At 49.8% G+C, this 13,634-nt stretch carries 13 protein-coding genes and 1 riboswitch; of the genes, 3 read left to right on the top strand and 10 right to left on the bottom strand.

What is annotated here, in order from left to right; genetic code table 11:
- Nucleotides 1-112: 112 nt before the first annotated feature.
- Both HER31_RS13000 and HER31_RS12995 read right to left on the bottom strand, forming a co-directional pair.
- Nucleotides 113-1,003: a bile acid:sodium symporter family protein gene (locus HER31_RS13000; RefSeq protein WP_168661001.1), complete on the bottom strand. Its 891-nt coding sequence runs from the start codon at nucleotides 1,001-1,003 to the stop codon at nucleotides 113-115.
- Nucleotides 1,003-1,794: a class II aldolase/adducin family protein gene (locus HER31_RS12995; protein ID WP_168660999.1), complete on the bottom strand. Its 792-nt coding sequence runs from the start codon at nucleotides 1,792-1,794 to the stop codon at nucleotides 1,003-1,005. Before HER31_RS12995 ends, HER31_RS13000 begins: the two co-directional genes overlap by 1 nt.
- Before the next feature lie 216 nt (nucleotides 1,795-2,010).
- Between HER31_RS12995 and HER31_RS12990 the strand changes: the two genes are divergently transcribed.
- The gene (locus tag HER31_RS12990) at nucleotides 2,011-2,520 is read left to right on the top strand and encodes a M48 metallopeptidase family protein (RefSeq protein ID WP_168660997.1); all 510 of its coding nucleotides are present in this window, start codon (nucleotides 2,011-2,013) and stop codon (nucleotides 2,518-2,520) included.
- A 58-nt stretch (nucleotides 2,521-2,578) separates the two neighbouring features.
- On the opposite strand, the gene HER31_RS12985 is transcribed toward HER31_RS12990, so the two are convergent.
- The 3 genes from HER31_RS12985 to HER31_RS12975 form a co-directional block, all read right to left on the bottom strand.
- Nucleotides 2,579-2,899, bottom strand: coding sequence for a hypothetical protein (locus HER31_RS12985; RefSeq protein ID WP_168660995.1), 321 nt, complete (start codon nucleotides 2,897-2,899; stop codon nucleotides 2,579-2,581).
- A gap of 97 nt (nucleotides 2,900-2,996) precedes the next feature.
- Complete coding sequence (locus HER31_RS12980; protein ID WP_168660993.1) at nucleotides 2,997-3,251, bottom strand: hypothetical protein; 255 nt, start codon at nucleotides 3,249-3,251, stop codon at nucleotides 2,997-2,999.
- Nucleotides 3,252-3,317: 66 nt separating this feature from the next.
- Nucleotides 3,318-3,656: a hypothetical protein gene (locus HER31_RS12975; RefSeq protein WP_168660991.1), complete on the bottom strand. Its 339-nt coding sequence runs from the start codon at nucleotides 3,654-3,656 to the stop codon at nucleotides 3,318-3,320.
- Between the two features lie 46 nt (nucleotides 3,657-3,702).
- Nucleotides 3,703-3,784: riboswitch (cyclic di-GMP riboswitch) on the bottom strand.
- Nucleotides 3,785-3,993: 209 nt separating this feature from the next.
- Between HER31_RS12975 and HER31_RS12970 the strand changes: the two genes are divergently transcribed.
- A complete protein-coding gene (locus HER31_RS12970) occupies nucleotides 3,994-6,243 on the top strand; it encodes a peptidase U32 family protein (RefSeq protein WP_168660989.1) in 2,250 nt (749 codons plus the stop codon).
- A gap of 595 nt (nucleotides 6,244-6,838) precedes the next feature.
- Here the strand turns inward: HER31_RS12970 and HER31_RS12965 are convergent.
- The 5 genes from HER31_RS12965 to HER31_RS12945 form a co-directional block, all read right to left on the bottom strand.
- Complete coding sequence (locus HER31_RS12965; protein ID WP_168660987.1) at nucleotides 6,839-7,804, bottom strand: nucleoside hydrolase; 966 nt, start codon at nucleotides 7,802-7,804, stop codon at nucleotides 6,839-6,841.
- Between the two features lie 172 nt (nucleotides 7,805-7,976).
- Nucleotides 7,977-8,600: a peroxiredoxin-like family protein gene (locus HER31_RS12960; RefSeq protein ID WP_168660985.1), complete on the bottom strand. Its 624-nt coding sequence runs from the start codon at nucleotides 8,598-8,600 to the stop codon at nucleotides 7,977-7,979.
- Nucleotides 8,601-8,802: 202 nt separating this feature from the next.
- Nucleotides 8,803-10,431 carry an Ig-like domain-containing protein gene (locus tag HER31_RS12955; RefSeq protein ID WP_168660984.1) on the bottom strand — a complete coding sequence of 543 codons (1,629 nt, stop codon included), beginning with the start codon at nucleotides 10,429-10,431 and terminating at the stop codon, nucleotides 8,803-8,805.
- 154 nt (nucleotides 10,432-10,585) lie between these two features.
- Nucleotides 10,586-11,230 carry a response regulator gene (locus HER31_RS12950; protein WP_168660983.1) on the bottom strand — a complete coding sequence of 215 codons (645 nt, stop codon included), beginning with the start codon at nucleotides 11,228-11,230 and terminating at the stop codon, nucleotides 10,586-10,588.
- On the bottom strand, nucleotides 11,227-12,612 hold the full coding sequence (locus tag HER31_RS12945; protein WP_168660982.1) for a sensor histidine kinase: 1,386 nt from the start codon (nucleotides 12,610-12,612) through the stop codon (nucleotides 11,227-11,229). The genes HER31_RS12950 and HER31_RS12945 overlap by 4 nt, the downstream gene beginning before the upstream one ends.
- Nucleotides 12,613-12,967: 355 nt before the next feature.
- On the opposite strand from HER31_RS12945, the gene HER31_RS12940 reads away from it, so the two are divergent.
- Entirely contained in the window at nucleotides 12,968-13,405 is a 438-nt protein-coding gene (locus HER31_RS12940; protein ID WP_168660981.1) for a universal stress protein, read from the top strand.
- Nucleotides 13,406-13,634 lie beyond the last annotated feature (229 nt).

Here is a 13,634-nt window from a genome sequence, read left to right as displayed (position 1 = left end):
AAAAGCCGAATTATATCAGTATTGGTAGTGATGTTCTGCGTCCGCTGTATTGCGCGCTCGGGCCAAAGTTATGAGTAATATGGCTGCCAAAGAGTTGGCTTTGCAGTGGCAATTACAGTTGCTGCGATGATTTGTTATCAACAACTTGATTGCGCTGATAGCGACGTAAGCCGATGGTTACCGCTGCGCCAAGGTACATCACCAAACCATAGACCCCAGCGGTAATAGCGTAGTCTGGGTGGCCGAGGAACGTAATGGCGATCAACATCGACAGCGTAGTGTTTTGTACCCCGACCTCAATGGCAACGGTGGTGGTGTCGTTATTATCTAAGCTAAACAACTTACTTAAGCCATAGCCGATGGCTAAGCCGAGCAGGTTGAACGTTAAGCAGGCCAACAATAGCTGTTCGAGCATGGTTGTCAGTAAGTGCCACTCCTGCACAGTAATCGCAACAATCAGCAATATCAGCACCGCAATCGAGAAACCTCTAAACACCGGTTCGGTACGTTCAGCCCAATCACTATAGTAGTGGCGAACCACCATGCCGACGCCAACCGGCAATAACGAGATAGCAAACAGACCCAAAGCAGTATTTACTAGGGAAAACTCCACCGCCGCACCCGTGGCAAACCATTGCAACGATAAGCCCACCAACAGGGGGGCAGTAACCACACAGATGAGGTTACTTAGGGCAGTAAGCGACACGCTCAGAGCCAAATTAGCCCGCGCCAAATGACATAACAGATTGGATGTGGTCCCGCCGGGGCACACTGCCACGAGCATTAAGCCGATGGCCAGTGGTGTAGATAGGTTAAATACCACTATCACCAGTAGCGCCAGTAGCGGCAAGCCAATCACCTGCCCCAATAAGCCGGCTGCCACCGATTGCGGCAGCTTGAATAGGCGGCTGAAGTCTCGCCGATGTAGCGACAGTCCCATGCCGAACATGATCAGCGCCAGTGCTAATGGCAACAGTATTTGAGTAAGAGCAGTGGCCTGCATCAGTCGAGGAAGCTGGCGTCTTGGCTCAGCAGCTTTTGGTATAGCGGTTGGAAGTTGCCCCAAGTAACCAGTTCAGAGGCGGTGATCTGTTTGGCTTGGCGAGCGACTTCGGGGCGAATCAGCTTTAGTTCGCCTGCCGCTTGCGCCAACAGTTGACTGTGGCAGCAACTGTCCATGATGATGAAGTTGGCACAGGCTGCATCTACACTGCTGCCAACAGTTAATAGGCCGTGGTTTTGCAAGATCGCGGCACAGTTAGCGCCGAGGGAATTGGCTATGCGTTGACCTTCATCGAGTTCCATTACCACTCCGCCAAAGTCGTCGTAAACGGCGTGATTTTCAAAAAACATACAGGCGTCTTGGGAGATCGGTTGCAGTGGCTGCCCCAGTGCCGCAAAAGCACGACCGTAGCGGCTGTGGGAGTGAGCCACTGCGTTAATGCTAGGGTGCGACTGGTGTACTCGCGAGTGGATGGCGAAGGCGGCTTTATTTACCATTGCATCGCCCTCAACCACATTGCCGTGATGATCGACGCGCACTAAATGCGATGCTTTAATTAGTGAAAAATGCAATGCCAGCGGATTTACCCAAAAGGTCTCTGGTTCGACCGCATCGCGAACGGTAATGTGCCCAGCTAAGCCCTCATCGAAGCCGTACAGCGCAAATGCTCGGAAGGCGGCCGCCAATCGTTGTTTATCGTGCAGGCGCTGCTGGTAGGGATCGTCAAACTGCGGTGGTGCTAAGGTGGCACCAGTGCCTATGGTGAGGTTATTGATGGCGGCTTCGCTCATGGGTTGCTCCGTGCTATCCGTGATGCCCCTAACTAAATAGGAATGCGACTGATTTTTATACTAAGTCGTGGATGCATGAATACAAATGATGGTTATGCATGCCGATGTCTGAATTGGGCTCAGTGAAGTGTGTGGAAACTGGCCAAACTTGATCCTCACGAGCGGTTATCGCACACTGCCGCCATTTAGCTAACCCCTTTGAGCGCACACCAACCCATGACGCCATTACGCTACCTTGCCCACTATCCTGAGACCTTGCAGCAACAGGTGCAGCAGCTTATTGCCGAGCAGCGTTTAGGAGAGTGGCTCCGTCATAACTACCCGCAGCAACATCATATTGGCAGCGATAACGCGTTGCGCGATTACATCATGACTCTCAAGCAGCAATACATGAAGAAGTCAGGGCCGCTCAGTAAGGTGCAGTTCGATGGCAAGCTGCATATTGTGCATAACGCCCTAGGTACCCACACTACGGTTAGTCGAGTGCAGGGGGGCAAACTCAAAAGTAAGAATGAGATCCGCATTGGTAGCATGTTTAAGCGAGCACCAGAACCGTTGCTGCGGATGATCTCAGTGCACGAACTGGCACATTTAAAAGAGAAACAGCACGATAAGAACTTCTACGCCCTGTGCCAACATATGTTACCCAACTACCATCAATTGGAGTTGGCGACGCGGATGTGGTTAACCGAAGTGGAGTTAAATGGTCACCCCTATCAGAAATAGTAAGAGCCTACCGGAGCAGGCTCTGTTGTTAGTTGGTGTGGGTTAGGTAGCCTGCGGTTTAGATCGGCTCTCCGGCGCCACGCCAAAACTGAGTTACAACGATGGCTAACATGGGCTTACCGGAAGCTGATTGACCAGCGATTAAGTACTCACTTGGACCATAGTTGATGATCTGGCTGACTTTGCTCATGGTGAGATTGGCGTTGGTGGCTATTTGGTCGAGCGAATCGACGGGATAAGTATAGCCCGGTTCTTCCCTCTCGGGTTGATAATGGCTAACCAGATGGGCCGACGGGAAGAACACCAGTTCGTTGCTGACTTCAGCGTGAGAACCTTTCTCTTCAAGGGCTGCAGCGGCGCGGCCTAACTCCCATATCACCGTGTAACGCTGTGCTTTTCATCAGTCGGCTCCGCGTCGGTTTCAGCTTTGCGCTGCATATAACCAACCGCAATGGTGCCGTCTTGGCTGGCGGCAGTTAACCGATATAACCATGGATTTCCGTGCGCATTGATATGCAGTGCTTGTTCACCCACAACCGCTGGTGGTAGCTGCCCGGTTTGGTTTCGAACCAACCTTGCTGCTCGGCGTAAGAGGCGTATTCGGAATCGAGTTGGCGCAGCAGGGTATCGATACTGAATATCGGCGCGAAAGGGCTACCGGAATACTCAAAGGCTTGCGGGGTAGGTAGGGCATCACCGGGTTGTTTGCCTTCGCTCAGCACTACCGGCACCGGTTGATAAACACCATCATCGAAGTTAGCGCTTAATACCTTGCTACGATCGTTATCATTACTTATCTAAAATTGCTGCCACGGCTTACTGTCGTTGGTGCTTTTCAGTGTGACGACGTAGTTGGAGTCAAAGCCGCAGTTGTCGGCCTGCATGTTGACAGTAAAGGTAGCGGTAGCGGCGCCATAACGTTCCTGACTAGACTCATCGTTACGATAGCGAATTGGGTAGATCTCTTTGGTTGGGTCTCGTTTTAATTTGGTTACCGCGGTGATTTTACCATCTGTATTAATCAAGGCGTTGATCTGTCCAGGCTGATCGATAACGCAGGTAATAGGGACAAAAGCGGCTTGTGCAGCGGGCGTTAACGCAACTGCGGTCAGTAAAGCTAATGAAGTCCGTTTCATTTAAAAAAACCTTGTGAAGTACTAAACACAAAAGCATATGGCGTCACCCAGTAATGCAGCCCATAACAATTCCATGTTGCGCTGTCATTTTGCGTCCCAGCCTCACAACCGGTTTGCCGTTAGAGCTATCAATATTGGCCCTAGGGAGAGGGCTCGACGGCAACATCGTGGAAATAGTGCAGTTATTCAACAAGGCGGATAAACAATATCCAAGGCCTATAACTTTAGGTATCAATCTCTTACGCAAGGTTATGGCATTTTCTAGTGGTAAACTTGGCTATACAGGCTATCCAGTAGTCATTACAATGCGCCGCTGATTTAACCCAGAGGCAGCGGCATGAGTAATCGATTTGAACTATTGGCACCAGGTGGAGATATAGACTCTATCAAAGCGGCCATCGCAGCTGGTGCTGATGCTGTCTACTGTGGCTTAGATAAATTTAATGCCCGTCATCGTGCCGATAACCTCGATTTTGATGCACTCAATGGCGTGATCCGAGTTGCTCATCAGCACGGTTGTAAGATCTTTCTCACCCTTAACATCATTATTTTGCAGAGCGAGTTTGTCCAAATGTGGAAACTGCTCAACCTATTGCATAACAGCGATGTAGATGGGGTGATCTTGCAAGACATCGGTTTGTTTGGTTTGGTGAAGCAGCACTTTCCCCAGCTAGATGTGCACGCTTCAACCCAATCGAATACCCATAACAGCGGCCAGATTGAGTTCCTAAATCAACTTGGCGCGAGTCGGGTAAATCTGTCTCGTGAGCTTAGCCTCAAAGAGATCAAACCGTTGGCCAGCTTTGGTGCGGAGCGGGGCGTGCAGATGGAGGTGTTTGTGCATGGCTCCTATTGCATTGGCTTCTCTGGTTTGTGTTACATGAGCTCTGAGCACAATGGCTCTTCCGGCAATCGAGGTCGTTGCAGTCAGCCCTGTCGTGACCCTTACCAAACCACCGCGGCTGGCAGCGACTTCCCACTCAACATGAAAGACAACAGTGCCTTTAGCGATATGGCTGAGCTGGCGGACGCTGGGGTTTATTCATTGAAAGTGGAAGGGCGCATTAAGAAATCGCACTACGTTTACAGCGTGGTAGATCAGTGGCGCAAGCAGATTGATAACTACTGCCAAGATAAGCCGTTAGCGCAGAGTAGTGATCTGCTCTACACCGTATTTAACCGTGATTTTACTGCGGGCTTCCTCCATGGTGATATCAATCATTCGATGTACAGCAACAACCCTCGGGATAACAGCGCCTATCACTTTGCGAAGCAAGCGCAGATCAGCACCGAAGCTGAGTTTAAACAGATCAAGCGTGCGCTTTACGATGTTAAAACCGACATTATCAACCACGTTAGCGATGCCATTGCACCACTAGACATAAGTAAGCGCCCGCTAACATTGAGCCTGTCGGGCCAACACGGTGAACCATTAACGATCACACTTATCCGCGATCGTGGACAAGCTGCGCAGGTGTGGACGCTGCAATCCTCTTCAGCGTTAATCAGTGCCGATAAACGTCAATTGGATATCGATACCCTGCTACCGATCTTCAAGCCCCTTAATGACGCCAATCATCAGTTGCAACCATTGCAGCTGTTAAGCCTAGGTGAGCAGCTGTTGTTACCATTTGCTGAGCTAACCGCAATGCGTGAGCAACTGTTTACTTACCTGCGTGACGGCAAGCCGCTGCAACCAGAAGTTGCCTTACCTGCGGCGCCACAAAAGCAGACCCGAACCGAAACCGCAAAGCTGGCGGTATTGTTAAACCGAGCACCGAGTGAGGCGCTGTTGCAGCAGCCGGTTGAGCTCTACTACCAGTTACCGGAGGCGCTGGATCGCCAGTTTGATGCCATGGTTGAGCTGTTCACTGAGCAGCCGCGATTGTTGCCGTGGTTTCCAGCTATCTTACTGGGTAAACACTTCGACGCAGCTAAGCGTTTTCTTGAACGGGTAAGGCCTAGCCGGTTAGTAACCAATAACTCCGGTATCGTTAAAATTGCGCAATCATTGGGGCTTAAATGGGTTGCTGGACCGCAGTTTAACCTAACGAATAGCTATGCCTTTGAGGTGTTACAGCAGCAATTTGGTTGTGTTGGTGGCTTTCTATCTAACGAGCTAAGCCGTCGTCAGCTCTACCCGATTGCAGCACCGAAGGGGATGGATCTCTATTACAGTATTTATCACCCGCAAGCGTTGATGACCAGCCGCATGTGCTTCTTGCAACAAACCGTTGGTTGTCATAAGCCGCGCTTTACTGAGGGCTGTCTGCGTAAGTGTGATAAATCGGCGTCGTTGGTGAGCTTCAAAAACAGCAGTTTTGTAATTGATAAGCAGCGTGGTGATCACAATGTTATCTACGCCAACGATAACTTCCTTAATCTCGACGCAATAAACGACTTAAAGCAGTTGACCCACGGCTTTATCGATCTGCGCCAGATTGAGACTGGCACCCGTGTCGCCACTGATAACGCTGCAACCGTAGCGCAGTTCTTAGCGCTGTTAGCGCAGCAAGACGGGGCAGCGAGCACCTTGCAAGCGAGCATCAGCGGTAGCAGCAATAAGCAGTATCAGAAAGGGTTGTAGCGAAGCGCATGCCGACGAATGGCATCGTAGGGGCGCACATGTGCGACCGTATTTCGAAGTTAAATTTAGAAAAGGTCACTCACGAGTGCCCCTTCGGCAATACGAGGCTCTGCCAACCATTCTGCCTGCATTAGTCTGGCTCAGGCTATTCAACCGAATTGTCACCGTCGCTGCCACAACTGGCAAGCACCAGGGTTGCGGCAACGGCTGTCGCTAAGGCTTTAATCTTCAAGGTTCATCTCCAATTTGTTTGCTATAGGCAAAAGCTGCCCGAAACGCACTGATACGCTCTTGGCTTTAACGGCGCCACTCAGTTGGAGGTAGTGTGAGTTTTCACACGTTCAAAAACGGGTGTGAGAGGTCATAGGAAATGAGCACAAGCTGGCTGCATTTTGAAGCAGATCACGCCTAGCCTAACCATTTCCGTGCAGTGGAAGATATCGACTGAAATGGCTGAGTGTAGAAGCCAAAGTGGATGGGATTTTTGTAGGTGTCCGGTTACGCCTATGGCTAACCGGACTTACTAGGGCGCCGCATTCAATTGTTGTGGGAAGTCGCCCTTAGCGAAGCGCAAGCCGACGGCTCTCCGCCCCCGCTAATCTGCCAGCAGATTGATGCTGTCGCGGTAGATTGCCAACAAACGCTGGTCATCCACTGTAATCGCGACCTCTTGAGATCGGAAGTGGCTGAATTCGTCATCGTAGTATGGTAATGAATCAGTCTTTTGCACGGTCATGCCGATCATTGGCCCGCTATTTACTACCCGAACTGGGCCGCTGCGCGTACCAAATAGGGTTGGGTCGGCCACAAAGGCGACCGCTGATGGATCGTGTACATGACAACCGTCTTTGCCAAAGCGCTCACTGTAAAACTTGAGGTAGTGGCGGCTAACTTGCCAGATAAACTCTCCAGCTTCACCAGCACTATGGCGTAGTTGCTCCAGATAATCGCCGGAGAAAAACGCTTTGTGAGTCACATCGAGGCCGATAATGGTTACTGGCCAATCGGCAGTAAACACCTGATCTGCCGCATCAGGGTCGTCATGAATGTTGGCTTCAGCAAAGGGGGCAACGTTACCGAAGTTACCGTCGCTGCCAAAGGCGCCGCCCATGATGACCACCTGCTTAACGTGGTTAACGATGTCGGGGTCATGCTGCAGCGCTAATGCGATGTTGGTCAGCGGGCCAATGGCCACTAAAGTTATCTCGCCTGAGTTAGCCTTCACCTCGTCGCAGATATACTGGTAGGCAGGGCGGCTATCAATCTCAATTGGTGTATCGAGTGGGGCCTGTACATCACCTAAAGCGTGTTGACCATGTACGCATATAGTTGGCCCATTTGCTGGGCGTTGCAGTGGCCCACTGGCTCCTTCAGCAACCACGGCGCCGATAGCAAACTTGGCATTAATGAAGCAGGCGTTACGGGTGCAATCGCTAATCACACCGTTGCCATATACGGTAGTGATGGCGTGCAGTTTGATGTTGGGGTGTGCGTGGGCGAACAGTAGTGCCATTGCGTCGTCGATACCAGGATCGGTATCAAAGATGATTTTTTCAGCCATCGGAAAGCTCAAATTGATAAACGGTTTGCAACCATTATCGGCTATGCGACGCCATACCGCTGTGATCGAGCTATTACTGATTCAGCTTGGTGACCGAACTTTAGTGAAATTTTTATCAAAAAGCCTTGGTAATTAAAGACTACCAAGGCTTTGTAAACGCACTACCCAACCGCTAAGGTTGCACCATTAGTTCCGCTGCGGTAACGATCAGCTTAGGATGAACCCGTACCTTGTAGTTGGGATTGACGTAGGAGAAGTGCACGAGTCCATCGGTATCAACAAGGTAAGCCGCCGGAGCAGGTAAGATGACATTGCCGGAATCACTAAGCTTTAAGCGATCACCAAACTTGGCTTTGTAAGCGATGTTACTTGGGCCTGACAGTGTAAAGCCTAAGCCAAAGCCGATGGTGGCTTCGAGGTTGTGGTCAGACAGCAGTTGATAGTTACCTTTGCCTTCACCCTCTTTGAGATTCTCTGGAAGCTCTGGCGCAATGGCCAGCACCTGCACCCCAAGCGCCTCTAGCTCTGCTTCAATCTGCTGTAAGCCTGCCAGCTGCGCATTACAAAATGGGCACCAACCGCCACGGTAGAACAGTACCAACGACGGTTTTTTTTCCATCAGTTGATTAAGTGACAGTGATTTACCGTCGCTGTTTTGCACAGTGATGGCAGGTACTTCCATGCCATTGAGCAGCGGTGAGACTTTATCGGCGCTGTCGGCCAATGTGGCTTGGGCAGAGAAACTTAGGGCACCCACAAGGGTAAGAATTAGCGTGGTAAAAGTGAAACGGCTCATCGGGTCTGTTGTCCTTTTCAGAAGTAGGTAGTCAAAGACCGGAGCGGTGTTAGTTTTGTTGCATGTGAACTGCACCGGTAATGGTGCTGTTGCCGCTTGCTGCTAATATTGCTGGCAATTATAGGCACACAGTCTGTTATTCGGTGTCCATAAAAAGCCGCCCTAATGGGCGGCTCATTGCAGTGCGGCAATCAGTACAGATTTACTGGTGGATCTTACCGCCATAGTTGTCGGTGAGACTTTGCAGCTTGCTACCTTCGGCGTGACACTCGCCACAAGCCCAAGCGTCTTTCAAAAACGGATTCATGTATTTACCGTCATCGGTCAGCTGGCTCTTGTCGTTGTAGAGATCAATGGTGACCACGTGGGTCATCTCATCGCCGAAGGTGACCCCCGCAGAAGTTACCTTACTGGTGGCATTTTTCACTACTTCCGGCATGTGACAATCAGTACACTCGAAGCTGGCGTGGAGACCAACCATGCCACTATTGAACGCTATGCTGCTGTGACAATCGCTACACTGTTTAACCGCGCCGCTATGTTTGCCGTCGGCACTGTCTTGGTTGACGGTAGACTTGTGCGGATTGTGACAACTTGCACAGCTCATGCCTGCGTTGTAGTGCGGGTTAGTGGTCTCGCCGCTAGCAGGATCGATCCCCATGAACTCGTCGTGGGTTTGGTGGTGGCGAGTTAAACCGCCTTTGGCCGCGATGCGGCCGCCAAACTCTTCACCTTCAGGAAACGCCGTTTTGTAGCCGTTGAGGTAATTGTTACCTAAATCGCCACCAGCACGGTTGCCGTCACGGGTGTGGCACTCAGCACAGTGCATGGCCGCGCCATAGCCCATGGTTTCGCTTTGTAGTAATTCAGTTGTACGCGCTGTCGCGCTCTTGGTTATGTTGGTCTTACTTGGCGCGCTGATGTGGGCAGAGCCGGCACCATGACAGGCTTCACATTGAACGCCAGCGTAAGCAAAGTCGCCGCCCATACCGGGTAGGTCATCTTGGCGATGCTCGTAGCTGCCGCTGCTGAATGGACGCCAACCGGTGTTATGGCAGTTACCACAGTCGTAAATCATATCAACATCGTCAGCGTGGTAGCCGCTCATCTGTTGGTTATCGGCACTGCCTTCGAGGTTGTACTGAACCGCATCGCCGGTAACGATATGGCCATTAGCATCAAACCAGCGGATCTTCTTCCAGTAACCACCAGTGGTGTAGGTTACGTCATCGTAAGAATCTGGCGCACCCAAGCTATTCATGGTTGGGATTTCATTGCCGTTGTCGTCGTGATGGCGTACTAGCTGGAGGCCACCTGTGACGTCGGAGTATGGAAATTGAACCTGAGTGCCATCGCTGACTTTGCTGATCTTAAAGTTGTGGCCAGAAAGCTGATGGGTTTCGTACTCAGCGGCATGACAGCTTTGACAAGATTCTGAGCCTACGTAACTTAATACCACTTCTTCTTTGGATACCGTCACCGTTACTATGGCTGCCGTTGAGTCGGTGCCATCGCTTACTTCAAAGTCGATTGTATCGTCGCCAACGTAGTCTTGAGGATGGTATTGGATTTGGCCATTTACAATGGTGGCTTTGCCGTTTTTGGCGACAGCTGTGGTTAAGGTCAGTTCATCTCCGTCAGCGTCACTGGCAGCGCTCATTACGTCGATCATCACGGCGGTTGAGCTGGTGGTGGTAGAGGTGGCATTAGCAACAACAGGGGCGGTATTAGTAGGTACAATTACGTCGTTATCGTTGTTGTCGTCGTCACTACAACCGCCAAGTAAAGTGGCGGCTATTAGGGTGGCTAAAAGCCGGTATTGGGTTTTCATCAGTTATTCTCCTGCGGTGGACAATATCTATTTTTGTCCTGCGGTGAATATCCTCTGCCACTGATTTTTCTTCCAGATTAGTTAAATTAACAGGCCAATCAAAGTTGATAAATATTCTTATCAAATTTTATTTAAGTGTCTGTTTTATAAAGTTTTAGTTTTTGGTTGAAAGGGTAATGAATTGCATCATCTGCTCACCGCTGAGGGTAAGAAAATAGACCTTGCTCACGCTCTGTTCGACTAAACCGCTTTGCTTCAATTGGCGTAGGTGGAAGTTAAATTGGGTGTGATTCTCTACCCCAGATAAACGACATAGATCCATAAACTTTAGCTGCTTGTGTAGTGCTAATTGCTCCATTACCGTGCGCCGCATTGGATTTGCTAGCGCAGAAAAGACCTTGTTGGTTGCTGCGTTTGGTAGTGCCATTGATGGTTGTCGTTGTGCCTGAACTCGCCGCAGTGTGGTCGCTAAGGTGGGTAAGTTAAACGGCTTGGTAATGAAGTCATCGGCACCGCGTTTCATAGCATCGACCGCGGTATCAACAGTGGCGAAAGCGGTGGTAATTACAACGCCAATACTTGGTTGCAAACGGCGTAATGAGGCGATGGCCTCAACCCCGGTAACGCCTGGCATAACTAGATCAAACAGGGCGATATCAAACTTGCGGTGTTGGGCAATATCCAGTGCTTCCTCTGCGCTAAAGCATGAGGTGACGGCAAAGCCTTCGAAAGTTAACGCTTCCTCAACGGCAGCATTAAGTTGTTTGTCGTCTTCAGCCAATAGTATTGATAGAGTCATAGCGCCGTCCGAGGCAAGGTGAATTGAGCAGTTAAACCAGTGGCGCTGTTACTCAAGAGAAACTCACCCTGGTGTTGGTGGATTATCTGTTGGCAGATCGGCAGGCCTAAGCCTGTCCCTTTGCCTTGCGGCTTGGTAGTAAAAAATGGGTTGGTTGCTTGTTTTAATTGTGCTGCGGTCATGCCGCTACCCCAATCTATTATTTGTATCTGAACATACTGGCCATAGAGGGCCGCGTGGATACGGATCTTATGGGTGTCGTGGCTAGCATCGATGGCATTGCTGATGAGGTTAATGATTACCTCTTCCACCTTAATGGCATCACCAATTGCATCCAGTTCTGCAGGCACATCTACCTCTACCGCAAAGGTTTTAAGACGAAACTGCATTAACGCTAAGGCTGAGTTAACTACCTTGGCTAGGTTGATATTGGTGGGAGAACTGTCGCTTTGACGGGCGAAATGGAGCACCTCCTGGCTAATGTGGTTAGCGCGCTCAAGACCGTGCCGTATCCGATGTAATTGCCGTTGCTGTGGCTCAGAAAGATCACTTTGAGCTTCAAGTAGGTCACAGCCTAACGTGGCGTAGCTGAGCGGTGTCTTAATTTCATGGGCAACACCGGAAGCGAGTTCACCAATGGCACGGAGCTTTTCACCGCGCAACACCCGCCGCTGTTGCTCCTCAATTTGCTGCTGATGCTCTTGGTCAAATAGCTTTAATGCCTGTAACAAACTGAGCAATAATGCCAATGCACATAGCATTCGTACTATCGGTACCCATATACCCCAATCGGAAGACAGCAGTCCTGCCGCCAGAGCGTATGCCAGCAAGGATATACCGCTATAGGCGAAGGCTTGTGCCCCTTGATGGTTGCTACAGGACAGCTCGCGGGCGTAATAGATAAGCGCGATGCCAGCCAAGCCACCGCCAACCAAACCGAAGATCCCGCGGGTAAGTTGTACCGAAAGATAAAGCGAACGCTCAATTGGAAAGATTGACCAGTGCACCATTGCCGCCACCAAATACAACAGCAACAACGACGGGATAAGGTAACGCAGCCAACGTCTATGCGGCGCAGCTAAAATCTCGAGCATCTGCCAGGCAAACCAGAGCAGCGCTAAGAACGACACCAATAATTTTACGATTCGCATTACTTGTATCTCCACCCAAAGGTGCGAGAACTGATGGATATCGACCAAATTTAGATAAAGATCGGACCATTCGTGTAACGCATGGGTGAAGCCAAATAGGGCGAGAGCTGGTAATGCAGAAGCGATGGCTAGCTTACTGAATTTAAAATTGCGAAAGCTGATAACGCAGCCAATGGTGAAAAAAACCAAGCCATAAAGTAGGTAGACGTTAAATAAAATTAGCTCATTCATTTAACCATCGTAAACGTCTCACTAATTTGGCTGTGTGAGTCTGGCTCCAGTTTAGCGTTCCGTTTTTTGAATTGTGTTTAAATGGTGAGGTTTCTCTTGTTTTTCGAACCTATTGAATAGTTTTCTTCATTTGCATTGAGCTAAGTTAATACACACTCTTTGGTCGCGCTTGACTGACTAGCTTAATAACAACACCAGTGTTGACCATACCAGCGTCAAATTTGATAACGAACAAAGAAGGCCATCGCTCAATATGATGCTATTGCAGCACTAAGCGACGACGGTTGAGGCGCTATGGTGTCGACTGAACTAGCATCGAACTACACTTGGTGTGAGTACCAATAGGAGAACCAACATGAACCGATACAACAGAGTGTTACTTGCTATCGATTTCCATGACGACTGCCAAACGGTAATCGACCGTGGGCTACAAGTGGTTGCAGATAACGATGCAGAGTTGTTTCTACAGCATGTAATGGAGCCGATCACCGTAGCCTACTCCATTGAAGCGGTGGGCTTTGCCGATCAAATGGTCGAGATGAAGCAAACCATTCGAGAAAATTCAGCCAAGCAGTTACAGCATTTTGGTGAACAGCTAGGGGTTCCTGCCGAAAGACGGTTACATAGTGAAGGCATTGCTGCAGATGAGATCCATCGGATGGCAAAAGAACACAACATCGAGCTCATTATCATTGGTACTCATGGTCAATCAGGGTTGCGCTCTTTGCTTGGCTCGACGGCCAATAGCGTTCTGCACAACGTCGAATGTGATGTGTTAATGGTGCGTTTGTAACTCGAATAGCCCCAGCGCAATGACATAATGCTTTAAATACATAATCTTAGGTTGTGCTTGTGCGAGCTGAACCTAAGCGTAGAAGTATTATCGATAGATATGCTTAATTTGCTCTAGAGAATGGTTAGATTACTTAGTGAACAATGCGCAATGAGGTTAGATTCGGATGTAATTAAGCAATATTCATACGAATCGATGCTATCGATTAGCACCACTGTAAATAAAATCG

Origin of the sequence: Ferrimonas lipolytica (assembly GCF_012295575.1) — a bacterium.
Taxonomy (GTDB): domain Bacteria; phylum Pseudomonadota; class Gammaproteobacteria; order Enterobacterales; family Shewanellaceae; genus Ferrimonas; species Ferrimonas lipolytica.
The sequence above is the reverse complement of the archived record's forward strand: the minus strand, read 5'-3'. Positions and strand labels throughout refer to the sequence as shown.